General features: G+C 70.2%; 27 protein-coding genes, 1 tRNA gene and 1 pseudogene. 17 read left to right on the forward strand and 12 right to left on the reverse strand.

Annotated features, from left to right (window positions below):
* Window positions 1–221: 221 nt before the first annotated feature.
* Together ACIP6U_RS14160 and lysA are read left to right on the forward strand one after the other, a co-directional pair.
* Window positions 222–626 carry an SAV_915 family protein gene (locus ACIP6U_RS14160; RefSeq protein WP_401716312.1) on the forward strand — a complete coding sequence of 135 codons (405 nt, stop codon included), beginning with the start codon at window positions 222–224 and terminating at the stop codon, window positions 624–626.
* A gap of 15 nt (window positions 627–641) precedes the next feature.
* On the forward strand, window positions 642–1,976 hold the full coding sequence (gene lysA / locus ACIP6U_RS14165) for a diaminopimelate decarboxylase (protein WP_401716314.1): 1,335 nt from the start codon (window positions 642–644) through the stop codon (window positions 1,974–1,976).
* A gap of 190 nt (window positions 1,977–2,166) precedes the next feature.
* Here the strand turns inward: lysA and ACIP6U_RS14170 are convergent, their stop codons facing one another.
* Complete coding sequence (locus ACIP6U_RS14170) at window positions 2,167–3,108, reverse strand: endonuclease/exonuclease/phosphatase family protein (RefSeq protein WP_401716316.1); 942 nt, start codon at window positions 3,106–3,108, stop codon at window positions 2,167–2,169.
* Between the two features lie 152 nt (window positions 3,109–3,260).
* Between ACIP6U_RS14170 and ACIP6U_RS14175 the strand changes: the two genes are divergently transcribed.
* The 8 genes from ACIP6U_RS14175 to ACIP6U_RS14210 all read left to right on the forward strand — a co-directional run bounded on the left by ACIP6U_RS14175 (window position 3,261) and on the right by ACIP6U_RS14210 (window position 10,509).
* Window positions 3,261–4,406 carry a DUF475 domain-containing protein gene (locus ACIP6U_RS14175; RefSeq protein ID WP_401716319.1) on the forward strand — a complete coding sequence of 382 codons (1,146 nt, stop codon included), beginning with the start codon at window positions 3,261–3,263 and terminating at the stop codon, window positions 4,404–4,406.
* Window positions 4,407–4,577: 171 nt separating this feature from the next.
* Window positions 4,578–5,237 (forward strand): O-methyltransferase, encoded by a 660-nt coding sequence (locus ACIP6U_RS14180; protein WP_401716322.1) that lies wholly within the window; start codon window positions 4,578–4,580, stop codon window positions 5,235–5,237.
* A gap of 234 nt (window positions 5,238–5,471) precedes the next feature.
* A complete protein-coding gene (locus tag ACIP6U_RS14185) occupies window positions 5,472–6,203 on the forward strand; it encodes a ferritin-like domain-containing protein (protein ID WP_401716325.1) in 732 nt (243 codons plus the stop codon).
* 73 nt (window positions 6,204–6,276) lie between these two features.
* Entirely contained in the window at window positions 6,277–6,480 is a 204-nt protein-coding gene (locus ACIP6U_RS14190; RefSeq protein WP_401716992.1) for a PASTA domain-containing protein, read from the forward strand.
* A gap of 109 nt (window positions 6,481–6,589) precedes the next feature.
* Window positions 6,590–7,270, forward strand: a complete 681-nt coding sequence (locus ACIP6U_RS14195; RefSeq protein ID WP_401716328.1) for a class I SAM-dependent methyltransferase — start codon at window positions 6,590–6,592, stop codon at window positions 7,268–7,270.
* 377 nt (window positions 7,271–7,647) lie between these two features.
* Entirely contained in the window at window positions 7,648–8,907 is a 1,260-nt protein-coding gene (locus ACIP6U_RS14200) for a nucleotide sugar dehydrogenase (protein WP_401716331.1), read from the forward strand.
* Between the two features lie 112 nt (window positions 8,908–9,019).
* The gene (locus ACIP6U_RS14205; RefSeq protein ID WP_124003915.1) at window positions 9,020–9,193 is read left to right on the forward strand and encodes a peptidase; all 174 of its coding nucleotides are present in this window, start codon (window positions 9,020–9,022) and stop codon (window positions 9,191–9,193) included.
* A complete protein-coding gene (locus tag ACIP6U_RS14210) occupies window positions 9,190–10,509 on the forward strand; it encodes a glycosyltransferase (protein WP_401716334.1) in 1,320 nt (439 codons plus the stop codon). The genes ACIP6U_RS14205 and ACIP6U_RS14210 overlap by 4 nt, the downstream gene beginning before the upstream one ends.
* Window positions 10,510–10,674: 165 nt before the next feature.
* Here ACIP6U_RS14210 and ACIP6U_RS14215 read toward each other — a convergent pair whose 3' ends face one another.
* Together ACIP6U_RS14215 and ACIP6U_RS14220 are read right to left on the reverse strand one after the other, a co-directional pair.
* The gene (locus ACIP6U_RS14215; RefSeq protein WP_401717038.1) at window positions 10,675–10,944 is read right to left on the reverse strand and encodes a hypothetical protein; all 270 of its coding nucleotides are present in this window, start codon (window positions 10,942–10,944) and stop codon (window positions 10,675–10,677) included.
* Window positions 10,945–11,014: 70 nt separating this feature from the next.
* A pseudogene (locus tag ACIP6U_RS14220) lies at window positions 11,015–11,125 on the reverse strand (hypothetical protein); the annotation flags it as partial.
* Between the two features lie 316 nt (window positions 11,126–11,441).
* Between ACIP6U_RS14220 and ACIP6U_RS14225 the strand changes: the two are divergent.
* The 3 genes from ACIP6U_RS14225 to ACIP6U_RS14235 all read left to right on the forward strand — a co-directional run bounded on the left by ACIP6U_RS14225 (window position 11,442) and on the right by ACIP6U_RS14235 (window position 13,732).
* Entirely contained in the window at window positions 11,442–12,437 is a 996-nt protein-coding gene (locus ACIP6U_RS14225; protein ID WP_401716337.1) for a LysR family transcriptional regulator, read from the forward strand.
* A 143-nt stretch (window positions 12,438–12,580) separates the two neighbouring features.
* The gene (locus ACIP6U_RS14230; RefSeq protein WP_401716340.1) at window positions 12,581–13,321 is read left to right on the forward strand and encodes a YoaK family protein; all 741 of its coding nucleotides are present in this window, start codon (window positions 12,581–12,583) and stop codon (window positions 13,319–13,321) included.
* A 249-nt stretch (window positions 13,322–13,570) separates the two neighbouring features.
* Window positions 13,571–13,732 (forward strand): aquaporin, encoded by a 162-nt coding sequence (locus tag ACIP6U_RS14235; RefSeq protein WP_401716343.1) that lies wholly within the window; start codon window positions 13,571–13,573, stop codon window positions 13,730–13,732.
* Between the two features lie 26 nt (window positions 13,733–13,758).
* Here the strand turns inward: ACIP6U_RS14235 and ACIP6U_RS14240 are convergent, their stop codons facing one another.
* Complete coding sequence (locus tag ACIP6U_RS14240; protein ID WP_401716346.1) at window positions 13,759–14,865, reverse strand: helix-turn-helix domain-containing protein; 1,107 nt, start codon at window positions 14,863–14,865, stop codon at window positions 13,759–13,761.
* A gap of 370 nt (window positions 14,866–15,235) precedes the next feature.
* Between ACIP6U_RS14240 and ACIP6U_RS14245 the strand changes: the two genes are divergently transcribed.
* A complete protein-coding gene (locus ACIP6U_RS14245; protein ID WP_401716349.1) occupies window positions 15,236–15,550 on the forward strand; it encodes a hypothetical protein in 315 nt (104 codons plus the stop codon).
* A 63-nt stretch (window positions 15,551–15,613) separates the two neighbouring features.
* Here the strand turns inward: ACIP6U_RS14245 and ACIP6U_RS14250 are convergent, their stop codons facing one another.
* Both ACIP6U_RS14250 and ACIP6U_RS14255 read right to left on the reverse strand, forming a co-directional pair.
* On the reverse strand, window positions 15,614–15,850 hold the full coding sequence (locus ACIP6U_RS14250) for a cold shock domain-containing protein (protein ID WP_401716352.1): 237 nt from the start codon (window positions 15,848–15,850) through the stop codon (window positions 15,614–15,616).
* A gap of 57 nt (window positions 15,851–15,907) precedes the next feature.
* A complete protein-coding gene (locus tag ACIP6U_RS14255) occupies window positions 15,908–16,855 on the reverse strand; it encodes an MFS transporter (RefSeq protein ID WP_401716355.1) in 948 nt (315 codons plus the stop codon).
* Window positions 16,856–17,309: 454 nt separating this feature from the next.
* Between ACIP6U_RS14255 and ACIP6U_RS14260 the strand changes: the two genes are divergently transcribed.
* A complete protein-coding gene (locus ACIP6U_RS14260; protein ID WP_401716358.1) occupies window positions 17,310–18,404 on the forward strand; it encodes a DUF5937 family protein in 1,095 nt (364 codons plus the stop codon).
* A 75-nt stretch (window positions 18,405–18,479) separates the two neighbouring features.
* Here ACIP6U_RS14260 and ACIP6U_RS14265 read toward each other — a convergent pair.
* Window positions 18,480–18,552, reverse strand: a tRNA-Arg gene (locus ACIP6U_RS14265).
* A 195-nt stretch (window positions 18,553–18,747) separates the two neighbouring features.
* On the reverse strand, window positions 18,748–19,437 hold the full coding sequence (locus ACIP6U_RS14270; RefSeq protein WP_401716360.1) for a ScbR family autoregulator-binding transcription factor: 690 nt from the start codon (window positions 19,435–19,437) through the stop codon (window positions 18,748–18,750).
* A 195-nt stretch (window positions 19,438–19,632) separates the two neighbouring features.
* Here ACIP6U_RS14270 and ACIP6U_RS14275 point away from each other — a divergent pair, with 195 nt between their 5' ends.
* Entirely contained in the window at window positions 19,633–20,670 is a 1,038-nt protein-coding gene (locus tag ACIP6U_RS14275; protein ID WP_401716362.1) for a ScbA/BarX family gamma-butyrolactone biosynthesis protein, read from the forward strand.
* On the opposite strand, the gene ACIP6U_RS14280 is transcribed toward ACIP6U_RS14275, so the two are convergent.
* Complete coding sequence (locus ACIP6U_RS14280) at window positions 20,643–21,200, reverse strand: TetR family transcriptional regulator (RefSeq protein ID WP_401716365.1); 558 nt, start codon at window positions 21,198–21,200, stop codon at window positions 20,643–20,645. The two genes, ACIP6U_RS14275 and ACIP6U_RS14280, sit on opposite strands and share 28 nt — an antisense overlap.
* Window positions 21,201–21,277: 77 nt before the next feature.
* Here ACIP6U_RS14280 and ACIP6U_RS14285 point away from each other — a divergent pair, with 77 nt between their 5' ends.
* A complete protein-coding gene (locus ACIP6U_RS14285) occupies window positions 21,278–22,426 on the forward strand; it encodes an acyl-CoA dehydrogenase family protein (protein ID WP_401716368.1) in 1,149 nt (382 codons plus the stop codon).
* Here the strand turns inward: ACIP6U_RS14285 and ACIP6U_RS14290 are convergent.
* The 3 genes from ACIP6U_RS14290 to ACIP6U_RS14300 are packed head-to-tail and all read right to left on the reverse strand — an operon-like array spanning window position 22,357 to window position 24,706.
* The gene (locus ACIP6U_RS14290) at window positions 22,357–22,851 is read right to left on the reverse strand and encodes a MerR family transcriptional regulator (RefSeq protein ID WP_401716371.1); all 495 of its coding nucleotides are present in this window, start codon (window positions 22,849–22,851) and stop codon (window positions 22,357–22,359) included. The two genes, ACIP6U_RS14285 and ACIP6U_RS14290, sit on opposite strands and share 70 nt — an antisense overlap.
* A 20-nt stretch (window positions 22,852–22,871) precedes the next feature.
* Window positions 22,872–23,111, reverse strand: a complete 240-nt coding sequence (locus tag ACIP6U_RS14295; RefSeq protein ID WP_401716373.1) for an acyl-CoA carboxylase subunit epsilon — start codon at window positions 23,109–23,111, stop codon at window positions 22,872–22,874.
* On the reverse strand, window positions 23,108–24,706 hold the full coding sequence (locus ACIP6U_RS14300) for an acyl-CoA carboxylase subunit beta (RefSeq protein WP_401716375.1): 1,599 nt from the start codon (window positions 24,704–24,706) through the stop codon (window positions 23,108–23,110). The genes ACIP6U_RS14295 and ACIP6U_RS14300 overlap by 4 nt, the downstream gene beginning before the upstream one ends.
* Between the last annotated feature and the right edge of the window lie 130 nt (window positions 24,707–24,836).

Here is a 24,836-nt window from a genome sequence, read left to right on the forward strand (position 1 = left end):
TACGCCGCACTTTGGCGCCCTTCTGACGCCGTGCGCGGGGCCTCCCGGTCGGCCGCGTAAGCAGCACGTCAGCGTCCGCGCGATCTCCGTCAGCATCGCGTCATGAGCCGTCGGCGGGCGGGACAGGGAGGGGGAGCGCGGGCATAGCGTCCTTCGCAGGTCCCGTCCTCCTCCCCGCGGCGGGGCCGTCGCACATCACCCGCGTTCGATGGAGGCATTCCATGACGGAGACCGGCTACGGCGAGGACCCCGAACCCTCCGATCGGTTCCCGGCCGGACCCCTGTACGTCCCGGTCCGGCCGGGTCCGTCGGGGTGCGTGACCCGCGTCTTCCGCACCCCGCTCGGCGACCGCACCGCGGTCGGTTTCACCTCCGCGCGGCGGCTGACCGCGACCCTCGGCGCGGGCCAGGCGTGGATCAGGCTCGCCGAACCCGCCCTGCGCGCGCTCACCGCGCCCCTCGGCGTTACCACCGTCACGGTGGATCCCCAGTTCACGGCCCCGGCTTCGGCTCCCGCCCCGGCTCCCGCCCCGGCTCCCGCTCCCGCGTCCACGCCCCGGTCCGCGCGGCCGGCGAACCCCGTCGTCCCCGTCGTCCCTGCCGTACTCGCGCTGCGCGTCGGCTGAGAGAGGGCTGTCCCGATGACCACCGTTCACGACCCCTCGGTCGCCGCCCTCGCCGACGACCTGTCGGTCTGGCCCGCCTCCACCGCCGAGCCGCACCCCGGCGAACTGTCCGTGGGCGGCGTACCGCTCGCGGAGCTCGCCGACCGTTTCGGCACGCCCGTCTACGTCCTCGACGAGGCCGAGGTGCGCGACCGCTGCCGTACCTATCTGCACGCCTTCCCGGACACCGAAGTCCTGTACGCGGCCAAGGCGTTCCTGTGCCGGGCGATGGTCCACTGGATCGAGGAGGAGGGCCTCGGTCTCGACGTCTGCTCGGCCGGTGAACTGGAGTTGGCGGTCACCACCGGTTTCCCGCCCGAGCGGATGGTGCTGCACGGCAACGCCAAGTCCCCGCGCGACCTGGAGACGGCCCTGCGCCTCGGTGTCGGCCGCATCGTCATCGACAGTCCGTCGGAGATCGCCAGACTGGCGGCGGCAGTTGGGCCCGGCGGTCACCAGAAGGTCATGGTCCGGGTCGTGCCCGGGGTCAGTGCGGGCGCCCACGAGAAGATCCGTACCGGCACCGACGACCAGAAGTTCGGGCTGTCCATCGCCGACGGGCACGCGCAGCACGCGATCGCCCGCATCCTCGACCAGCCGCAGCTCGAACTCACCGGTCTGCACTGCCACTTGGGCTCGCAGATCACCACGGTCAAGCCGTACCTGGCCGCCGTGCGCCGCGTCGTCGGCCTCATGGCCCGCCTGCACGAGCAGCACGGCCTGGTCCTGCCCGAACTCGACCTCGGCGGCGGCCACGGCATCGCCTACCGCCCCGGCGAACCGGCCCTCGACCTCACCGAACTCTCCCGCCGGGTCCGCGCCGAACTGCACGACGCCTGCGCCGCCGCGGGCCTGCCCGTACCCCGTCTGACCATCGAACCGGGCCGGGCCATCGCCGGACCCGCGGGCATCGCGCTCTACCACGTGCTCGCCGTCAAGCGCACCGGCACGCGCACCTTCGTGGCGGTGGACGGCGGCATGAGCGACAACCCGCGCCCGGCCCTCTACGGCGTCCGCTACGCCCCCCGCCTGATCGGCCGCCGCACCACCATCGACCGCACCCCGGTCACCGTCGTGGGCCGGCACTGCGAGGCCGGCGACACTCTCGCCACCGACGTCGAACTCCCCGCGGACGTACGCCCCGGAGACCTCCTCGCCGTCCCCGTCGCCGGCGCGTATCACCTCTCCATGGCCTCCACCTACAACCTCGTCGGCCGCCCCCCGATCACCGCGGTCCGCGACGGCCACGCCCGCCTCCTGGTCCGCCGGGAGTCCCTGGACGACATCCGCAGCCGGGACGTGGGCTTGTAGGCGAGGGGGATTCGGTTGGCGTGAGGGGGGATTCGGCTGCGAGCGGCTGATGCGGGCGGCTGAAAATCCCGAGCGGCCGGGACGAGGTCGGCGGCACCCTGGAGCCATGGGCCGCTGGAAGCCCTACGACAACTCCAGCGCCGGGAGAGCGAACCGCGGTGAGCGCCCGACCGGCCTGCCCGTACACGCCCTAACCGAGTCGTACGCGCCCCACCACCGGAAGGTGATCACTCCCGGTCGCCTCCAGCGTCGACACCTCCGTCACCTCGACCCCTCTCCCGAGCACCTGGTCGATCCGCGCCACCGGCAGGGAGGCCGGCCAGCTGAACGCGAACCCCGAGCCCGGGGCGGTGAGTTGGGAGATGACGGGGTCCAGCCCACGATCCCGCACGGTGCCGTTGAAGTCGCCGACGACCAGGAGCCGGTCCGCCGGTTCGGCCGCGATCCGGGTCCCGAGCAGCGCCGCGCTCTCGTCCCGCGCCGCCGACGCGAAACCGCCCGCGCCGAGCCGGATCGACGGCAGATGGACGACGTACACCGCGATCTCGCCGTCGGGCGCGGCGACCGTGGCCCGCAGACCGCGCTGCCAGCCGTCGGGGAAGCCCGCGGGCCGGATGTCGACGGCCCGCACGTCCGAGAGGGGGTACGCGGACCAGAGCCCGACCGTGCCGCGGACCGCGCGATGGGGATGGGTGGCGCGCAGGACATCCTCGTACGAGGGCCGCGCCGCGGGCGTCAGCTCCTCCACGGCCACCAGCTCCGCGCGCGTGGCGAGCAGCACCCGGGCGGTGCCGGCGGGGTCGGTGTTGTCGTCGGCCACGTTGTGCTGGACGATGCTCAGGTCGTACGGGCCCGGCGGCACCCACAGTCCGGCGAACAGCCACAGCCAGGCGAGGGTCGGCGGCAGACAGGCGACCAGGCCCCACACGGACCGCAGGACCAGCGCGAGGCAGGCGAGCAGCGGTACGGCCACGCCCAGCCACGGCAGGAACGTCTCCAGGGCGCTGCCGAGACGTCCGGGGCGGTTGGGGACCAGGGAGTGCAGGGTCAGGAGGGCGGTGACGGTGACGGCGCAGCCGATCGGCCAGTACTCCCGGCGCCGTACGCGCCTGTGTATCGCTGTGACGACCACGCGCCCCCTTGCCAGAGTGTCCGTGCCGGGGGCTCGCCGCGACACCCGGGCGACAGGCGGCCATGATAGACAACGCCGGTGACGGTCAGGGCTGTTCTGTGCCCGGTCCGCGGGCGACCGCACGACAACGGGACAACGGGAAGGGGCAACCGGTGCTTCTGAAGACCTTCCGCTGGTCGTTCGTGGCCACCGCGCTCGGACTGGCCGTAGGAGTGCTGTACGGCGGGTGGACGGCGTTCGGCGTCATCGCGATCCTGACCGTCCTGGAGATCTCGCTGTCGTTCGACAACGCGGTGGTCAACGCCGGGATCCTGAAGAAGATGTCGCCGTTCTGGCAGACGATCTTCCTCACGGTCGGCGTCCTGATCGCCGTCTTCGGCATGCGGCTGCTCTTCCCGGTCGCCATCGTCGCGATCACCGCCAAGAAGAACCCGTACGACGCGGTCAACCTGGCGCTGACCGACAAGGACCAGTACCAGCAGCTCGTCACCGACGCGCACCCGGCGATCGCCGCGTTCGGTGGCATGTTCCTGCTGATGATCTTCCTCGACTTCATCTTCGAGGACCGGGACATCAAGTGGCTGGGCTGGTTGGAACGCCCGCTCGCCAAGCTCGGCAAGGTCGACATGCTGGCGGTGTGCATCGCCCTGATCGTCCTGCTGATCACCGCATTCACCTTCGCGACCCACGCCCACCAGCACGGCGGCGGCCACGCCGACAAGGCGCAGACGGTCCTCATCTCCGGCATCGCGGGCCTGATCACCTACATGGTCGTCGGCGGGCTCTCCGGCTTCTTCGAGGACCGCCTGGAGGCGGAGGAGGAGCGCGAGCAGGAGGAGCAGGAGGCGGCCGAGCGGAGCGGGCGGAAGCGGGCGCCGGTGGTACTGGCGGGCCAGGCGGCCTTCTTCATGTTCCTGTACCTCGAGGTCCTGGACGCGTCCTTCTCCTTCGACGGCGTGATCGGCGCGTTCGCCATCACGAACGACATCGTGCTGATGGCGCTGGGCCTGGGCATCGGCGCGATGTACGTCCGGTCGCTGACGGTCTACCTGGTCCGGCAGGGCACGCTCGACGACTACGTGTACCTGGAGCACGGGGCGCACTACGCGATCGGCGCGCTGGCCGTGATCCTCATGGTCACCATCCAGTACCAGATCAACGAGGTCATCACCGGCCTCGTCGGCGTCGTCCTGATCGGCTGGTCCTTCTGGTCCTCGGTGCGGCGCAATGCCGCGTTGGCGGCGGCGGAGGCCGAGCCGGGGGAGCCGGTGGAGGCGGATTCGGCCAAGGTCGGGTAGCGGTCGCAGGCGGTGGCCGCGATCAACACGCGTGTCCCGACGGTGAGTTCCCACGCAAACGGATGAAGTGTGATTGGCCAAGATTCGTCACGCTCTGATTGCATGTGAATGCAGAGCGTAACGATACTTCACCGGTTACTTCACCGGTAACTTCACCGTCAGGGAGCCACCATGCGTGACCAGATCGACATGACCCCACCCCTGCTCGACTACGTCCGTGACATCTCCCTGCGCGAGGAACCCGCCCTGCGGCAACTGCGGGAGGACACCGCCGCGTTGCCCAACCGGATCATGCAGATCCTGCCGGAGGAGGCCCAGTTCCTCGCGCTGCTGATCCGGCTCACCGGGGCGCGTGAGGTCCTGGAGATCGGCACCTTCACCGGTTACAGCTCGCTGTGCATGGCCCGGGCCCTGCCCGCCGACGGAACGCTGCTCACCTGCGACGTCAGCGAGGAATGGACGGCGATGGCACGCCACGCGTGGCAGCAGGCGGGGGTGGACGACCGTATCGAACTGCGCCTCGGCGACGCCGTGGAGACCTTGGACGCGCTGCTCCTGGAACGCGGCCCTTCCTCCTTCGACCTGGTCTTCATCGACGCCAACAAGGCGAACTGCCCGCAGTACTACGAGCAGTCCCTCGCCCTCACCCGCCCCGGCGGCCTGATCGTCCTGGACAACACCCTCTGGTCCGGCCGGGTCGCCGACCCCACGCAGCAGGACCCGAACACGGTGGGTGTGCGCGCGGTCAACGAGGCGCTGCACGGCGACGAGCGGGTGGACCTCGCGATGCTGCCCATGGCGGACGGGATCACACTGGCCCGAAAGCGCTGAGGCACAGCCGGGGCTGAACGGGCCGACCTGGTCGAACGGGCTGAACTGGTCGAACGGGCCTGACGGGCTGAACTGGCCGGACGGGCCGAGCTGATCAATCTGTCGAACTGATCAAACTGGTCGAGCTGATCAAACTGGTCGAATCGAACTGGGCGGAACGTTTTGGTGCCCGCCGGGCGTCGTTGCTCTCCAGGACACGGACACGGTGACCGTGTCCCGGAGAGGGGGCCCGACGTGCGGACCGACGGATTCGCCAAGTGGACACAGCGGTTCGAGGACGAACGGGAGGCGCGGCAGGCCCAGGGCGACCCGGACTGGACACAGGGGGCGACCCTGCACCCGGCGACCTGGTCCAGCGTCCAACGCTTCCAGGTCGGCGAGGACGGCGACGGCGCCAACCTCGTCGCCAAGGCGGACCAGGCGGGCGACGCCGACTACGCCCGGGCGGTCCGCCTCTTCGTCGCCGAGGAACAGAACCACGCCCGCCTCCTGGCCCGCCTCCTCCAGTCCGGCGGCGAACCGACCCTGACCGGCCACTGGACCGACACGGTCTTCGTCCGGCTACGCCGCCTCATGGGCCTGCGCCTGGAACTCCTGGTCCTGATGATCGCGGAGGTGGTGGCCCTCCGTTACTACCGCGCCCTGCGCGACGGCACCGACGACCCGCTCACCTCGTCGGTGGCGTCCCGCATCCTCGCCGACGAGGAACGCCACGTCCCCTTCCACTGCGACCGCCTGCACGAGTCGCTGACGGAACTCCCCCGCATAACCCGCCGCCCGGTCATGCTCACGTGGCGCCTCCTCCTCCTGGCAGTCACCCTGGTGGTAGCGGCGGACCACGGCCGCGCCCTCCACCAACTCCAGGTCGGCCGCCTCCGCTTCGTGGCGGACGTCATGACGACGGGGGGTGGGGTGGTGGACGCGGTGCTGGCGCCGAGCCCGGACACGTGGACGAGCGGGCGCTGACATCCCGGCGGGAAGCCTCGCCGCTGCGGCGCGGTGACCGTATGGTGCGGGGACGGGTGGCTGGCCGGCACGTATCGAAGTCCCTGATCTGGTCGGGATGACGGGGCAGGAAGCGCGCTCTCTCTGCCGTGATCTGGGGCTGTTCCTGGGCTACTACAACATGGATCAGCAGCTGCCGCGGAGCATGGTGATCGCTCATCAAGAGCCCTCACCCGGAACCATGGTGGAACCTGCCGCGGCGGTCAGGATCTGGACGACCTTGGATCCGCTGCCCTGATCCCTGTGGCTCAGGGCGGAACCAGCGACCAACGCCCCACATCAAGACGAGGTAAATGCCGCCTGAAGCGGCACTGGTCGCTGAATGAGGCTCGCCTAGGGTCCGCCCCATGGACTGGCAGAAATGGCACAACGCCTACGACACCCCCGAATCGCCCCTGGCTCAGCGGCTGTTGACGGTCCAGCACCGCATCAGCCTGGCCCTGGACACCTGCCCACCCGGCCCCCTCCGGGTGATCAGCCTGTGCGCCGGCCAGGGCCGCGACCTCCTGGGTGTCCTGCCCGCCCACCCCCGTCGCGACGACGTACACGCCCGGCTGGTCGAACTGGACCCGCAGAACACCGAGTCGGCCGCGTCGGCCGCCCGATCGGCAGGCCTGCACCAGATCGAGACGGTCAACGCCGATGCCGCACTCCTCGACCACTACGCCGGCCTGACCCCGGCCGACCTCGTCCTGATCTGCGGGCTGTTCGGCAACATCACGGACTCGGACATCGAGCGCACGATCACCGCCTGCACCCAACTCACCAAGACCGGCGGCCGAGTCATCTGGACCCGCCACCGCAAGACCCCCGACCGGGTCCCACTGATCTGCCGGTGGTTCGAGGAGCGGGGTTTCGCCGGCGAATGGCTCACCGGCGAGGGGCAGGTCCAGTCGGTGGGGGTGCATCGCTTCGACGGGACTCCTGCGCCGCTTCAACTGGGGGTTCGGGTCTTCGAGTTCGTGGGTTACGACAGGCTCCGCGAACTGGGCGTTCGCTCTGAACAGCGGAGTGAAGGGCGCACGTAGGGGGCGCACGATGTTCGCGAATGCACCGGTCCCAATGTCGCGAAATGGAAACAGGCCTTCCGCTTTGCGGCAAACCCTTGAAGTCTTGACCAAGCAACAGGACGGGGGACCTGTGAAGTTTTCGAGGGGGTTCGCGAAGATCACCGACCGTACTTCGGTCACGTTCAGGCAGGGGGCCTGGACAGGTCGGTGACGCGGTGAGGGTTCGACGTCGGCATGTGTGCAATCCGACCGGGATTCGGCTGACGCTCCCACACCGCTTCCTGCAGTACCCGACGCCGCGACTGCCTGCTTCAGGAGCAGCCAGTTCGCATCTCAAGGGCGCCGTCTTCCGGTTCGCGCATGTTTGCGAGCCGGCTCAAGGGGAGGAAACCACCATGCACGTTTGCGTGCTCGGGCAGGGCTATGTCGGCCTGCCTCTGGCTCTCAGGGCCGCCGAGACCGGACACACCGTGACGGGCTACGAACCCGACCGGAAACGCTGCGAGAAGCTCGCGGCCGGATCGTCCTACATCGAGGACATCGACTCCAACCGCCTGCAGCGGGTGCTGCGTTCGGGCGCGTACACCGCGAGCTCGGACCCGAAGGACCTCAAGGGCTTCGAGGTCGCGGTCATCACCGTGCCGACCCCGCTGACCGACCGCGCGCCGGACCTCAGCTGCGTACGGGAGGCGGGCGCCGTACTCGCCGAGTGGCTGGAACCGGGAGCCACCGTGGTGCTCGAGTCGACCACACATCCGGGCACCACCCGTGACGTGCTCATCCCGCTGCTGGAGGAGGGCTCCGGCCTGGTCGCCGGGCGGGACTTCCACGTCGGATTCAGTCCCGAGCGCATCGACCCCGGCAACGCGGACTGGCGGTTGGAGAACACACCCAAGATCGTCGCCGGACTCACCGATGCCTGCCTGCGTCAGGTGAAGGCCTTCTACGACTCGGTCACCGAAGTCACCGTCCCGGCATCGGGACTCGAAGAAGCCGAACTGGCCAAGGTGTTCGAGAACACCTACCGGCACGTCAACATCGCCCTGGTCAACGAGCTCTCCCGGATGGCTCACACACTCGGCGTGGACGTGTGGCACACCTTGGAGCTGGCCGCGACCAAGCCCTTCGGCTTCACCAAGTTCGTACCCGGACCGGGTGTCGGCGGACACTGCCTGCCCATCGACCCCGTCTACCTCAGCCATCACGTCAAGGCGCGGCACGGGCAGACCTTCCGGCTCATCGAGCTGGCTCAGGACATCAACGAAGGCCAGCCGGACTACGTGGTGCGCCGGCTGCAGGACTCGCTCAGCCGTCGCTTCAGCCGCAGCGTGCACGGCGCCCGCGTCCTGGCCCTCGGCGCCGCGTACAAGCCGGGAACCGCGGACGCCCGCCAGTCGCCGGCCGTCCAGGTCATCGACCGACTGCGCACCATGGGGGCTGACGTCACTGTCGTAGACCCCTATCTGCCGGACGGTGGCTCCAGGGAGATTCCTTTCGCCACCGCGGAACACGACATGAGCGTCGCCGACTTCGACGCGGTCGTCCTGCTCACCCCGCACGGTGAGTTCGATCTCGCCCGACTCGCCGCCGAGGCCGCCTACGTGCTGGACACCCGAGGCGTCATGGCGACAGCCCCGCACGTCGAGCGGCTCTAGAGCGCGAGAAGGCTCAACAGCCGTAGCTCGGCGCCCGCGTGCAGGACATGCGCGGTGCCATGCCGACCGGCCACGACGTCGAGCGCCCGAGGCGCTCCGGAAAGAGGCAAGCATGTACGGACAGAATGGTGTGGGCGCCGCAATCGGTACGGCCACCGGGGGAGCGGCACTGGCCGCCACCGGCGGTACGGCGCTGGGATGGATCGTGCTGGGGGCCATGCTCCTGGTGATGAGCGGCGTGGCGGTCTTCCGCCTGGCGACCCGCGCCGAGCGGGTGACCGCTTGAGCACTTCATCGCGGATCCGATTCATCGCGGTGACCGCTGTGGTGGTGGCGGCTCTGGCCGCTGCCACCGTGGTGGTGCACCTGCAGTCGAAGAGCCCGATCCTGACGTTCTACTGGTGGCTGGGCATGATGGTGATCGTGCTCTGCCTGGTCTCGTTCCTGAAAGGCAGATCCTTCACCCACCTGCCCGTGGCTCCCGGCCGGACGGTGGCCATCATCCCCGCCTTCGAGGAGCCCACCGAGAACCTGCACCGAACGGTGTGGTCACTGCTGGCCCAGACTCATCCGGTCGACGAGATCCACGTGATCGACGACGGCTCGAAGCAACACCCCGTGGAGCCCTTCGAGCACCCGCGGGTCTTCTGGCACCGACAGGAGAACAAGGGAAAGCGCGGCGCCCAGGTCACCGTGCTGCGTCATCTCCAGGCGCGGAACAAGCACTTCGACTTCGTCCTCACCATCGACTCGGACGGCGAGCCCTTCCCGGACGCGCTGGAGCAGCAGCTCCGGGCCATGAGCAATCCGAGGATCCAGGCCACCACCGGGATGATCTACATCCGCAACTTCGAGGAGACCTGGGTCTCCAGGGCCGCCGACATCGACATCGGCACCTCGTGCGTGATGATGCGGTCCTCGCGTTCCATGCTCGGAGCGCTGGAGACCACGTCGGGCGCACTCGCCCTCTATCGGGCCGAGTTGCTGTACGACCACCTGGACGCCTACGAGGTGGAGTGCGGAACCGGCGACGACCGCTGGCTGGCGCTGCGGGCCCTCATGCGCGGTGAGGTCGTGGCCGTCAACGAGGCCGGCGTGATCACCGACATGCCGACCACGCTGAAGAAGACGTACCGGCAACGCCTGCGCTGGGCCCGGTCCTGGTGGTGGATGCTCCCGTTCGTCTACTCCCGGCTCTCCCTGAAACAACTCATCTCACCGACCTTCGGCCTGCTCCAACTCGTCATCACTCCAGTGATGTTGGCCTGGACCCTCGTGATGACGGTGATGACTCTGGGCGGCCGCTACCACAACCCCGGCGTGGCCCTGGTCTACCTCGCTGTCTATCTCGTCGTCCGATACGGCCAAGCGGGCCTCTACGTACTCATGCGGCCGGACATGACCACCCGCCAACGGCTGCACTCGTGGCTCGTCGGAACTCCGACCGCGGTCTTCATGAACATCGTGCTGCTGTGCCCCACCCGCTACTGGGCCCTGTTCAAGCTCCGTGACAACGCGTGGCAGTCCCGAGGACTGACGGCCAAGACGGCTCTGCCGAAGGGCCGGCACCGTGCCGAGGCGCAGGACCTGATGAAGGTGTGAGCGTCGACGACGACGTGCTCGCCGCGCTCGACGGCCCCAACACGCGCCTGCACCACGGCCACCGACCCCAACCTGCGGCGCGCCCGACTGGGCGGCGGTCAGGTCACCAGTAGAAGGAGAACTTCGGGACGGGGGAAGGGAGTTGCCCGAGGAAGCCGGTGGCCCTCAGTAGCAGCCGTCCAGTGGGTCGAGTGTGCCGTTCAGCTGCCGCGGCACCCGGTCGAGGTCTCCACGCCGGTCCCGCCACGCGCGCTGTTCCTCGGAGTCGGCCGCGGCCTCGACGAAGGCGCGGGCCTGCCGTACGCCCGATTCGCTCACCACCGACCGCCGGTCGCCCGCTTCGGTCTGGAATCCGCCGAAGCGGGCGACCGGGCTCCAGGCGGGGCTGATCTCCGGGAGCGGGGCGGCGATGTTCTCGTAGTCCCCCGGCCGCATGCACGATCTTGCCGCCGGCCACGAGGAGGCCGGTGTCGCGCATCGCCCGGACGGGCGGGGCGGTCGCGGCGCGTTCGGGGCCGTAGCGGTCGATGAAGGCCTCGCCCTGGAACATCATGCGGTTCTGCACCGAGACGGCTCCGCCCAGCGCCTTGATCCGCTCCAGACTGCGCCGGCTCACCGTCTCCGCTTGGTCGAACAACCACCGTGTCCCGTCCGGGAATCCGCCGTCTTAGGTGGCGTGCAGACGGAAACCCCAGCCGTTGTCGAGGACCAGGCGAAGTTCTCGCCGGCGCCGTTGCAGCGCAGGCAGCGCAGGCAGCGCAGGCAGGGCAGGCAGGGCAGGCAGGGCGGACATGGAGGCTCCTTGGAGCGGCAGTGGGGGATGGGTCGTCCGGCGACGCCATCGACGCTAGGTCTGCGACAATGAATCGGCTCAACACATGGTTCTGCTCGTATTGATCTGTGGCAGAGATGAATGGAAGGTCGAGCGAGCGATGGACCTGAGGCACCTGAAGTACTTCCTCGCCGTCGCCGAGACCCGCAACTTCACGCAGGCCGCGGCCAGTTGTTACGTCGCCCAGTCCGCGCTCAGCCAGCAGATCGCCCGCCTGGAGAAGGACGTGGGCGCCCGGCTGTTCAGCCGCACCAGCCGTTCCGTACGGCTGACGGCCGCCGGAGAGCTCCTCGAACCGCTCGCCCGCCGCATCCTCGCCGACGTCGACAACGCCCAGGCCGCCCTCGACGCCCTGTCCGGACTGAGGCGCGGGCGCCTGCGCCTGGGGCTGTTGCAGACGCGGGCCTCCTCGGTCGACCTGGTCGAGGTGATGGCCGACTACCACGCCCGCTACCCGGGCATCGACTTCCACGTCACCAACGCGCCCAGCGCGGAGATGGCCGCCGCGGTCCTGGCCGGGGACCTCGACATCGCCGTAGTGGGCCTCGGTCCGCGCCAAGTCCCGGAAGGGCTCGACCACTTCGTCCTGGACGGCGACCCGCTCGTCCTCGTCGTGCCCGCGGACCACGCCTTCGCCGACGGCGGTGACGTCGTCGACCTCGCCGACCTGCCGGAGAGCCACCAGCTCATCCAGTTCACGCAGGGCAGCGGACTGCGGCGGCAGGTCGAGGCCGCGTTCGCCCGCGCGGGAGTGGAACCGGGCCGGCACTTTCAGGTCGGCCAGATCCAGGACATGGTCCGGCTGGCGGCACGGGGGATCGGCGTGACGGTCGTACCGCGGTCGTCGCTCTTCGGCGGTGACGGCGTGCCGGGCGAGGGCGAGGTCGGGAGCCAGGACCCGGACCAGGGTGGGAGCCAGGGCTCAGACCGGGCCGCGGGCCCGCTGGCCGGACCGCTGCCCTACGGCGCCCGCGCGCTCCGTATCGCGGACGAGGCGGCGGTGCACACCATCTGCGTGGTCCACGACAGCAAGCGGCTGGCGCCGGCGGGTGCCGCGTTCCTGGAAGTGGTGGAACGGCACGCGGTCAGGAGCTGACGGCAGGCTCGGCCCAATCGATCGCTCTCGCCGATTGCTGCATCCGTATCCATATGTTGGACGGAACGTTCCCTGTGGAGAGAGGCTCGGAAAGGGCCGGGAGACCGGAGCCCAGGAGACCTCCAGCGAAGGGGAGCAACGCCATGTCTGCCGCTGCCGTACTGCGCGACGCGTGGGCCACGGTCGTCCCCGACAAGGACGACCGACACGGCCCGCTCCCACCCCTGATGCTCGCGCTGACCGTGGTCACCGGCCTCGTGGACGCCTTCAGCTACCTCGTCCTCGGCCACGTCTTCGTCGCCAACATGACCGGCAACGTCGTCTTCTCCGGCTTCGCGATCGCCGGCGCGGCCGGTTTCTCCCTGGCCGCCTCGCTCGCGGCACTCGCCGCGTTCGCCGCGGGCGCCCTGGCCGGCGGCCGCCTCGCCCACCGGGTCGGGGCCCACCGAGGCCGCGTACTGCACCTCGCACTCCTCCTGGAGACCACCCTGGTCCTGGCGGCGTACGTCGTCGCGCAGACCACGGCCGCCCCCCACACGGGCGCCGTCCAGTACACCCTGATCGCCCTCCTCGGCCTCGCCCTGGGCATCCAGAACGCCACCGCCCGCACCCTCGCCGTCCCCGACCTGACGACCACCGTGCTGACCCTGACCATCACCGGAGTCGCCGCGGACAGCCGCCTCGCGGGCGGCAAGGGCGGCAAGGCCGGCCGCCGGATGCTCTCGGCCGGGGCGATGTTCGCCGGGGGCCTCGCGGGCGCCGTCGCCGTCGAACACGGCGGAACGGCCCTGCCCCTGCTCTTCGCCGCGGTGCTGCTGGTGGCGACGACGATCGCGGCGTTCACGCTGACGCGGTCGGACGCCTCGTGGACGAAGCCGCTGTGACGAAGAACGATGTGCGCGGTACGACGGTGAGGGCGACGTAGACAGGACTAACCCCCCACCCCACCTGGCGCCACACCCTCCACTCCGCCCTCCTCGAACTCACCCTCACCGCACTGATGATGTTCACCGTGGCCACCACGGTCCGCTGGCTGATGGGCACCCTCGACCCGGCCGCCGACGGCTGGGAACACCCCCGAGGGCAGGCTGGTCGCCGCGGCTCCCCTGTCCGGCTACACCGTCACCGCCGTCATGCTCTCGCCCTGGGGCAGGGTGACCGGCGGACACGTCAACCCGGCACGGGAGTTCGGCCCGGCGGTGTTCGCCGGCGACCTCTCACTCCTGCCCGTGTACCTGCTCGCGCCGCCGATGGGGGCACTCCCCGCGACCGCGGTGATCAGACGGGTCGGGTGAATGGGACGTATCGAATCCGCAGAGGCTCACTCTTTCGAAGGCGGGAATCCCCAAGGCAGCCAGGGTTGTTCGGCGTCCTCCTCCGAAATCCCGCGCGCCTGCTCGGGGATGACCGTTCCGGTATCCGCGGAAGGCGCGGGAGACGGCGCGGATTCGACGGGCCTCCGCGCATGCCGCCCGATCACCCCGTCGTGACTGTCGTTGATGTTGAAGTCGAGCAGGAGCAGTTCAAGTAGTTCCGTCTCCTCACGGGCCCCCACTTCTTCGAGTCGTTTCTGGACCGCTCGGACGAGCCGTTCAATCTCGATCTTCGCGCGCCGTTCCATGTTCGACCGCTGCGCCTGAGCGAGCTGGACCGCTTGTTCGGCCTCGGCGCGCAGCAGATCGACTTCCTTGAGCATCCGGTCGGTTGCGGCCGCCGCCTTTTCCCGGTGCTCCCGGGCGCTCTCGATGGCGCGTTGTTTGAGCGCGCTCGCCTCCTGCTGCGCCTTGCGGCGGATCGCGTCGGCCCTGTCGTTGGCTTCGAGCGTTATCTGGTCGCGCTCCGAGCGGCCCAACAGCGCGTGCCGGTCTGCCTCGGCACGCGCGTCCCCGAGGATCGACTCGGCCTGCCGTTCCACCGCAGGCAGCCGCTCATGCGCCTGCCGGGTCTGGTCCAGTGCCTCCGCGAGCACCGAGCGTGCCTGGGCCTCAAGAGCCGTGGCCTTGTCTATCCGGGCCGCTGCGGCCTCGGTCGCGGCCTTCGCCTGCGCGATGACGGAATCCGGGTGAAAGGTCAGCGCGAGCAGCCTCTTGTTCTCGAACTCCAGCCTCGCGACCTGGGCTTCAAGAGTGTCTCCGTCGCGCGCGGTGACCGCCTGGAACTCGTCCTCCGCCTCCCGCAGCGCCTTCAGTTGTACGAGCCACGCCGCATCGTCTCCGCCGAGTGCCTGGACGACGTCACACACAAGGTCGTCGCTCGGCATTCTTTTCGCGTTGAACAACTCCGAGAGGCGGGGCTGGCCATAGCCGGTCAGCTCCGCCAACTCGGTCAGGCTCGGGGAACCGGCCTTCTCACGCAGGGCACGCAACCGCAGCGCGAAGCCTGTCAACGGCCGCCCGTCGTCGGGCAGGGCATTGACCCTGCGCCCCATGAGCCCCCCTTTGCCACGCCTCCTCAGATGGTGGGCCATTCTTCCCGGGCGAGGGCGCCGTAATCCACCTGATCCGCATATGTCGGGGCGGGGGGCTATGAGGAAACGATCCCTCAAGATTCTTCCGCGCTGAGCGACGAAGAAGGAAGCGAAGAACGGGAGGAATTCCGTACGCGGTTCCGTCGGCGGCCGGACGCCGATTGTTCGATGTTTCATCGACTTGAACTATCGCGTTTGGCTGGAAGTTCAGATCCGCCTTCACTGGATATGCCAAGTACAAGTCCAAGCAAAAACCTGACCACTAGCCCAAGCGGAAGCCGAGGCCAAAGCCGAAACCGAACACGGCCGGCAATCAGCACTGGAGCTGCACATGCCTTCTCAGCGTGACACGAAGAAGAGCCCTCCGGGCGGGAACGCAGCCAACTTCACCCGAGAGCGCGATTCCGCCTCGGACGTACGAATCCTGGACGCGGGCCGCCGCAGCGTCTGGCGCCTGGAGGTGCCGGCCCCGCGGCTGCCGGCGATCCCCACCATCACCGCCGTCGGCAGCAGCGGAGGCCTCGCGACCGCCATCGCAACGGGCCACGTCCAGCCCGGCGTTGTCTGGCCCGCCGTCGCCCTCGCCATCGCGGGACTGGCGTACGACATAGCCATCCGCGCGCTCAACAGGCCGCACGAGGCCTGAAGCGGCCCGAAGAAAGGGGCAGCCCAGGAAGACTTCCCGGGCTGCCCTGTTCCGGTACGGAGGTCAGGCGGGCCGAGGCACGATGCTCACCGCGCGATAGTCGTACCCGTCCTGCTTGAAACCGGGAGCCTCCCACGTGAGGTCGACCCGCTGCCCGGGCGACAGCGTGCGGAAGCCCTCCGCCCGGATGTCGGCGAAGTGCCCGAAGCAACCGCCGGGAGTCTCGGGCGAGTCGAGAACACCCCACCCCTCCTCGTCGCTCCACTCACGGACGACCGCGACCACCGTGGAAGACCGCATGCCCTGCTCCTCATCTTCTTGCTCCGCGCGGGAACCAGTGTGCCCGGAGATACGTGATCACCGCGTCGCGCGGACAACCGCGGCCGCCAGCAGGCTGGTTCCGGCCAGGACACCCCACAACAACCCCGGCCCCACCGTGAGCAGCGCGGTGAGCGCGGCCGGCGCGGCGGCCCGGCCGATGCCGGTGGACACCTGCCAACGGGCGAGCGCCCGACCGCGCGACCGCGCCGGTGTCGTGGCGAGGACGAGCGCGGTGGCGCTGCCGGTGTAGAGGATCTCGCCGGCCGTGTAGAGCACCGACACCGCGGCGACGGCCATCGCGCCCGCCCCACCACCGAGTGCGCCCGCCGCCCAGAACCCGAGGTAGGACAGGGCCAGTACGACCCCCGAGGACGCCAGCACCGAACGCCGCGAACGCCGTGCCAGCCACAGCACCACCGGCACCTGAGTGACGATGACCAGCACGGTGTTGGCCACGAAGATGCCCGCCGACCAGGAAGGGGAGGCGTGCAGGTAGGTCACCAGCAGGGCGGGCAGGGCGACTTCGAGAACGTCGTAGCAGAAGGCGTACGGGAGATTGGCGAGGCTGAGGACGGTGACGTGCCGCAACGGCCCACCGCGCGTATCGCCTTCGGTGCCGGCACCACCACCGACAGGAGGCACGTCACCCCGCTCACTTCCACTCCCACCCGGCCCGTCGGTATCAATCCGCACCGACCCCACCAGCACGGCCGCCACGAGATACCCGACAACCGTCACCAAGGCCAGGACCCGCAGCGCACCCGTACCCCCGGCCACCGCAACGGTGGCGATCAACGCCCCCGCTCCCAAACCGGCGTTGCGCAGCGACCGTGCCGCCGCCAGCGCCGCGTCGCGCTGCCGGTCGTCCGTGAGGGCGGCGACCACGGCCGCGTGCGCGGCGGGCCAGGACTGGACCCCGATGCCGAGCAGCACCGCCGCCACCGTGTAGCCGACCGGCCACCAACAGCACGAGGGTCCCCGCAACCCGCACCAACATCGTTGCGGCCACCGGCGCCGCGAGGCCCCCGCGGTCGATCCACCGCCCGGTCAGAGGTACGGCGCCCAGCCCCGCCAGCATCCCGACGGACAGCGCGATCCCGGCGTCGCCCGCGCCGAGGTGCAGCACGCCGATCCCGTACAGCAGCAGAAACGGCCGCATCAACCCGGCGGCAAGAGCGTCCACGACAACGGCCGAGGTGTACCGCCCACCGCCGGAAACCCGCAGCAAGGCGACCGGCGGGAGAAGACTCCCGCCCTTGCCGGCCGCACCCGTACCTCTCCCCGTACCCGTACTCGTACCCGTACCCGTACCGGTGTCCGTACTCATGGCCGTCACGATCCCCACCGCTACCACCACCGGGCACGCGGATTGACGATCAGCGCCAATGCGCTTCCCACAGCCCGGGCAGGCCGGCCTCCGACTCCAACCATGAAGACCATGAGCGTGACGATCGACATCACGGACCTACCGCCCGAGCAGATCCGCTTCATGCCCTCCCCGCTGGCCGAGCTGACCGCGATGCTGCACGTTCTGTCCGAGCCCAACCACCATCCGGAGCTGCGGGGTTGGGCCACGGCCACCACCTCCGCGCTCCCGTCCGGCCTGGCCGACCGCCTGCTGGACGCGGAGGCACTGTGGAGATCGGCCCGCGCGGACTTCCTCATCCCCGGCCGCCCCGGAGCGACCCTGGCCGACGAACTGGACGCGGTGGACCGGGTCTCGGACGAGGCGTACGCCACCGCGGCGTTTACCTCCCAACGCGCGACGGCATCCGCACTCGCGGAACCGTCGTCACCGCTCACCGACGAGACAGCCCGCGAACGCGCCCTGGAGGTGGCCAGAGCGGGCGGCCCACGACAAGCGGCCTTCGCGGAACGGCTGTTGGCGGACCCTCCGGCCGTACGGACGTGGGTACGCAGACTCCTCCAGGACTGCGAGAAGGCGTTCTTCGACGGGGCTTGGCAACGCACCCGCCCTCACCTGGCGGCAGACGCCCGCCAGAAGACGGACCTGCTGAACAGACAGGGCCCAGAACAAACCCTGGCGGCGGTCTCCAGCGCGATCACCCTGGACACGGCACACCAGCGCCGGCGCATCGTCATCGACAAACTCCAGGACGTCAGCACCGGCACGACCACCGAAACCGGCCTGACCTTCATCCCCAGCGACTTCGGCCGCCCCCACCTGACCATCGTCTTCTCACCCGGCTGGCACCCGGTGGTCCAGTACCCCGCCACCATCCCGGGCCTGACCCACCCGGCACCCCCCGAACTGGTCCAACGCCGCCTGGACGCCCTGGCCCACCCCGTACGCCTCCGCCTCTGCCGCACCCTGGCCCGAGGCCCCCACACCACAGGCGAACTGGCCGCCTACTGGCAACTGACCGCCCCCGAGGTCTCCCGCCAACTCGCGGTCCTCAAGAAGGCAGGCCTCCTCATCACCCACCGCCGGGGCAGGTACGTCCGCTACGAGTTCGACCTCACCACGGGCGCCCGCCTGGGCACGGATCTGCTGGAGGCCCTCCTGCGCTGACCCCACCCCAGGGAGCGCAGCACAAAGGCCCTCCCGTCCACCGGACGAAAGGGCCCCTGACCAGGTACTTCACTGTGCCCCCGGCAGGATTCGAACCTGCGACACCCGCTTTAGGAGAGCGGTGCTCTATCCCCTGAGCTACGAAGGCGAGGGTGGTGCGGTGGTGGCACGCCGATCTACGGTCATGCCGCCGCCCACAGTGTAGCGGCTGACCATGTGACGACCGGCAAGCCTTTTCCGTCCCGGCACCAACGCCACCGGACCCCGTCCCGGCACCAACGCCACCGGACCCCGTCCCGGCACCAACGCCACCGGACCCGGACTCCTGCTCCGCCCCCGGCCGTCAGTCCCGCCCCTCCTCCGTTCCCGTTCCCGTTCCCGCCCCCGGCACCAGCGCCACCAGAATCTCCCGCACCCGCTCCGCGATGTCCGCCCGGTCGTTCAGGACCCAGGAGATGTGCTGGGCGCCGAAGAACGCGGAGACCAGGACGCGGGAGGTGGACTCGGGGGAGGTGCCGGGGGGGAGTTGGGACTGGGACTGGGCCTGGCGGAGCCAGCGGGTGAGGGACTCCGTGTAGCCGAGGTAGGGCATCGGCATCTCGACGCCGATCAGGGAGCGTTCGATCTGGAGGCGGGCGCCGGCCTGGACCATGGTGTCGTCGCGGAAGGCGCGTGCCGTGCGTTCGAGGAGTTCCGCCACCGCCGCCAGCGGGGACAGGCCCGCCTCCTCGACCTCGCTGCCGATGACCCCCAGGAGGTGGTAGAACTCCTCGGCCACGGCCTGGGCGAGAGCCTCCTTGTTGGCGAAGTGGAAGTAGACCGCGCCCTTGGTCACGCCCGCGAGTTCGGCCACGTCGAGGACGGTCACCGCGGGGAAGCCCTTCGTGGCGAACGCCTCCGCCGCCGCGTCGAGGACCTGGCCCCGGGTGCGTACCGCGCGCTCCTGCTTGAGGCCCGTGTCCCGGTTCCGAGGAGAGGCGCCGCGGGGCCCCTGGCCGCTCACGCCGGTACCGGCACCGTCTGTCTTGGCCATCGCGTCCGTCCTCATGTCCTCGTGCACATCCTCAGGGCGTCCTTGAAATATACCTTCGGGAATGTATTGTAAGCGGGCGGCTCGATGAGCAGAAGCGTCGGGCCGGTGTTGCTGTCTGTGTGAATACATTCACTGGGGGTTCAGACCATGCATCAGCCTGCCGCCGTACCGGAAACCAAACCGGTCGTCATACCTGTGCCCACGCGCACGTCCACATCCGCACCCGCACGCCCACCCGCGCTCAGCTACCTCCAGCCCGTCCCCCGCCACATGGTGCACCGCGCAGCGATCGCCGAGGTCTTCCTCACCGACGCCGTCCGTACCGGCGAGCACAGCTTTCTCGTCGCCGCGCAGTGGCCGCGCGATCACGCGCTCTACTCGCCGGGGAGCGACGGGACGAGCGATCCGCTGCTGTTCATGGAGACCATCCGGCAGGCCCTGGTCTACCTCGCGCACGCCTACTACGACGTGCCGCTCAGCCACCGATTCATCGGTTTCGGCTCGGAGTTCCGGATCACCGACCCGGCCGCGCTGCGCATCGGCGGGGAGCCGGTGCCCGTGGTGCTGGAAGCCCAGTGGGTGTGGGTGGGGAACCGGCCGCCGAATCGATTCGGCATGCGGTTGGAGGTCGTCCTGACCGTGGGCGGACGGGCGTGCGGGCGCGGGGCGTTGCACGTCGTCGCCGTGGACGACAAGCGGTACGCCATGCTGCGCGGGCGGGGTGCCGTGCCGCGCGGCGCAGAGGTGAGCGCGACCACGCGGGCGCCGCGTCCGGCGAACGGCCGGCCCGTCGAGCGCGTCCACCCCGCCGCCGTGGGCCGCCTGCGCGCCAAGGACAGCGTGCTCGTGCGTGAACGCACCGACGGGCCCTGGCAGTTGCTCGTCGACGTGGAGCACCCGATCTTCTTCGACCACCCAAGTGACCATGTGCCGCTGATGGTCACGTTGGAAGGGTTCCGGCAGCTCGGACATCTGCTGCTGCACGCGGAGGTCGGCGGCCCGCGCGCCCCCGAAGTGGCCGGTGCCCCGCGCGCCCTCCTCGGTATGGAGGTCGACTGCCTGGCCTTCGGGGAGTTGGACCAGCCCATCGACCTGGTGGTGGGGGAGCGGGAGACCGGCCCCGCGGGGGTGCGGTTGACGCTCGGCGCCGTACAGGGCGGTACGGCGCTCGCGTCCTGCCGGGCCACCTGGGGTCCCGGCGCCGCTCACCGGGACGTACCGCTCAGCGCCTGACCGTCCGTCGGGAACGCGTCCCACAGATCGCGCACCCGCTCCGCCAGCCCGCGTCGGTCCGGGTCGGGCGCCGTGCAGTAGGCGCCCACCAGGATCACGACGGCGAGATCGGCGAGGGGCGCGGTCGGTGGGCGCTCTCCCAGGGCGCGCAAGTCGGCCAGGACCTTGGGCGGTCGGGGCGTCGAGTGGATCTCGTCCATCACCAGCCGCAGGGCCGCGTTGACCCGTACGTCCGACTCGATCCGTTCGGCCAGGGCGCAGGTCAGGGTGCGCAGCCGGTCCCTGGCCGGCAGGTCCTCGGCCGTGGTCCGCGCGACCAACTCGTCGACCACCTCGTCCAGATGGGCGGTCAGCGCCTGCGCCAGCTGCTCCTTGGAAGCGAAGTGGCCGTACAGCGCGCCCTTGGTGAGCCCGGTGCGGTCCGCCACGTGCTGGAGGTTGGCGCGCGGATAGCCGTGCCGCAGGAACTCGGCCGCGGCGGCGTCCAGGACGAGTTCGTGGGTTCGGCGCGCGCGTGCCTGCTTCGCCATGGCTGGTCCGTCCCTTCGTCCTTGGTCCCAAAAGAATACCTTCTTGAACGCACTTTTCTGTAGACGGGAGCTGCTCCATGTCCTCGAATCCCTCCCCTGATCTCACCGACGACGTCCTCGTCCTCGCCGCCGAACACGCCCGACTCGCCGACCAGGAACGGCAGTTGACCGGTGAGGTCGTCACCGTGCTCACCTCCGCCGGTCTCGCCCGGCACTTCGTGCCCCGGCGGTGGGGCGGTACCGAGGGGAGTTTCCTCGGGGCCCTCGAAGACGTCGCGGCCGTCGGCGAGGCCTGCACGTCCGCCGCCTGGGTCGCCATGCTGTGGGCCGCGCACGGGCGGTTCGCCGCGCTGTTGCCCGAGGAGGGCCAGCGGGAGGTGTGGGGCGGCTCGCCCGACCTACGGATCGCCGCCGCACTCGTGCCGCCGGCCGGGCGGGCCGAACCGGCCGACGGCGGCTGGCGGGTGACCGGGAGCTGGGCGTGCGTGAGCGGGGTCGAGCACGCCGAGTGGGTGCTGGTCGCCGCGCCGGAGGCGTACGGCGACGGGGTACGGGTGTGCGCCGTGCCGGCTGATGCCGTGGACGTCGAGAACACCTGGGACGCCACCGGGTTGCGTGGCACCGGGAGCCATACGGCCGTGGTGCGGGACGTCTTCGTCCCGCACCGACGGACCTTCCCGCTCGCCGAGTTGATGCGCGGGAGCGATGCCCCGGAGGCCGCCCGCTGTCATCGCGTCCCCGCTCACCTCCCCGGCGGTCTCCTGTTCTGCGCCCCGGCGCTGGGCGCAGCCCGGCGGGCCGTTGCCGTCTGGTCCGAGTGGGCGGCGGCGAAGGGACCCGGCGGCCGCCCCCATCACGACAGCCCGGCGGTGCGCGAGACGCTCGCCGTGGCCTCGGCCCAAGTCGACGCGGCCGGGCTGCTGTTGGAGCGCGCGGCCCGCCGAGCGGACACCGCTCCCGTCACCGAGGCCCTGGTCGCCGGCAACCGGCGTGACGCCGCCGTCGCCGCGCGGATGCTCGCCGACGCCGTCGACCGGCTCTTCCGTACCGGCGGTGCGCACATCCGTGACGGCTCGGGCGAACTGACCCGGCTGTGGCGGGATGTGCACACCGTCGCCTCGCACGGCGTGCTGCGACTGGAGCCGGTGGCGGACGCCTACGCCTCCGCCGTGCTCGGGGCGGACGCGGCGGAGGCCCGTACGAGGGCTGCCTCCCGCTCCAGGTAGAAGCCGATCTTCCAGTCCAGGTAGCGCAGCGTGGAGTCGTGCTCGCGGGCCTGTCCGCGCAACAACTCCCGGTGCGCTTCCAGGAGTTCGCGCCGGGCGGCGATGGTGGAGTCGCCCGCCCGGTACAGCTCGACGTAGTGGTTCATATCGGCTGGCGACATCCCGGTGCTGCGCAGGTGGTTGAGGAACTCCAGCCAGCGCAGATGCAGCGGGCTGTAGGCGCGCCCGCCGTACGGGTCCTCCGCGGCGCCCTCGATCAGGCCCTGGTCCTCGTACCAGCGCAGGGTGTCGGCGTCGAGGCCGCTGATGCGGACGACGTCCTCCAGGGAGAAGGTCTCGGCGAGCGAAGTGACGTACGCGGTGGGGCGGTTGTCGTGGGTCGCCCGCGTGCTCGGGCCCGTCGGTGTGACAGGGGTCGTCTGCATGGTGATCGTGCTCCTCCGGGTCAGTGGTGCCAGGACGTGGCGGCGCGGTGCGGGGTCAGCGTGGGGCGGTGCCAGGTCGGTACGGGCCGGACGGGCGCGGGCTCCTCCGCGGCAGGCGACCGTCGGGCCAGTTCGAGCAGGACGGCGGTGGCGGCGGCCAGTTCCTCCGGGGTCGGGGCGCCGCGCACGACACGCAGGATGAACTCCTCGTTGAAACCGGCGACTTCGGTCCTCCCGCCGTGCTTCCTCTCGTCGCTCATGTCGGCTGGTTCCCGTGTTTGCGGGAGGGCAGGTCGCGGTGCTTGGTACGGAGCATGGCGAGCGAGCGGATCAGCACCGCGCGGGTGTCGCGCGGGTCGATGACGTCGTCGACCAGACCGCGCTCGGCCGCGTAATAGGGGTGCATCAGCTCGGACTTGTACTCCGCGATACGCCGGGACCGGACCGCCTCCGGGTCGGCCGCGGCGGCGATCTCCCGACGGAAGACGACGTTCGCGGCCCCCTCGGCGCCCATCACCGCGATCTCGTTGGTGGGCCAGGCGAGCGCCAGATCGGCGCCGATCGAGCGGGAGTCCATGACGATGTACGCGCCGCCGTACGCCTTGCGCAGCACCAGCGAGATACGCGGGACCGTCGCATTGCAGTACGCGTACAGGAGCTTGGCGCCGTGCCGGATGATGCCGGCGTGCTCCTGCCCCACCCCCGGCAGAAAGCCCGGCACGTCCACCAGCGTCACCAACGGGATGTTGAAGGAGTCACAGAACTGCACGAACCGTGCGCCCTTCTCGGACGCGGCGATGTCCAACACCCCAGCCGTCGCCGCCGGTTGATTCGCGACCACGCCGACCACATGACCGTCGAGCCGGGCAAGCCCGCACACCAGGTTGGCCGCCCAGGAGGGCTGCACCTCGAAGAAGTCGCCGTCGTCGACGACCTCCTCGATCACCCGGTGGATGTCGTACGCCTGGTTCGGCTCGGCCGGCACCAGGTCGAGCAGCGCCTCGCAGCGCCGCTCCGGATCGTCCGACGGCGGTTCGTGGGGCGGAAGTTCGCGGTTGTTGGCGGGCAGCAGGGACAGCAGATGGCGTACGTCCTCCAGGCAGCTCGCCTCGTCGTCGTACGCCCCCGCGGCCACCCCGGAGACGCCCGCGTGGACGTCGGCGCCGCCCAGCCCGTTGTGCGTGACCTGCTCGCCGGTCACCGCCTGGACGACGTCCGGGCCGGTGATGAACATCTGCGAGATGCCGCGGACCATGAAGACGAAGTCGGTGAGCGCGGGGGAGTAGGCCGCGCCGCCCGCGCACGGGCCGAGCATCACGCTGAGCTGCGGGATCACGCCGGACGCGGCCACGTTGCGGGTGAAGATGCCGCCGTAGCCGGCGAGTGCGCTGACGCCTTCCTGAATGCGGGCGCCGGCTCCGTCGTTCAGGCTGACCAGCGGGGCGCCGGCGGCCAGCGCGAGGTCCATCACCTTGTGGATCTTGGCGGCGTGCGCCTCGCCGAGCGCGCCGCCGAAGATACGGAAGTCATGGGCGTAGACGAAGACGGTACGGCCGTGGACCGTGCCCCAGCCGGTGACCACGCCGTCCGTGTAGGGCCGCTTGGCCTCCAGGCCGAAGCCGGTGGCGCGGTGCCGGCGCAGCGGCTCGATCTCGGTGAACGAGCCCTGGTCCAGGAGGAGTTCGACGCGCTCGCGGGCGGTCAGCTTGCCGCGCGCGTGCTGTTGGTCGCTCGCACCCGGGGCCGGACCCTCGTGCGCGAGCCGCCGTATCGACTCCAGTTCGGTGAGGCGGCAGTGGGTTGTCGGGGGCGGGGGTGCGGGTGGAGTGAGTGGGCGTTCCTCGGTGACGGTCATGGGTCCAGCATGACGTATTTAAATTCCTTCGTGAAGGTTTTTTAGCGTGACTTTGCCCGGGCGGGGAGCGGGCATCCGGACATGCAGAGACCCCGCGCCCCAAAGGGGCGCGGGGAACTGCGCGACCAGC

Origin of the sequence: Streptomyces sp. NPDC088794, from assembly GCF_044750545.1 — a bacterium.
Classification (GTDB): Bacteria; Actinomycetota; Actinomycetes; order Streptomycetales; family Streptomycetaceae; genus Streptomyces.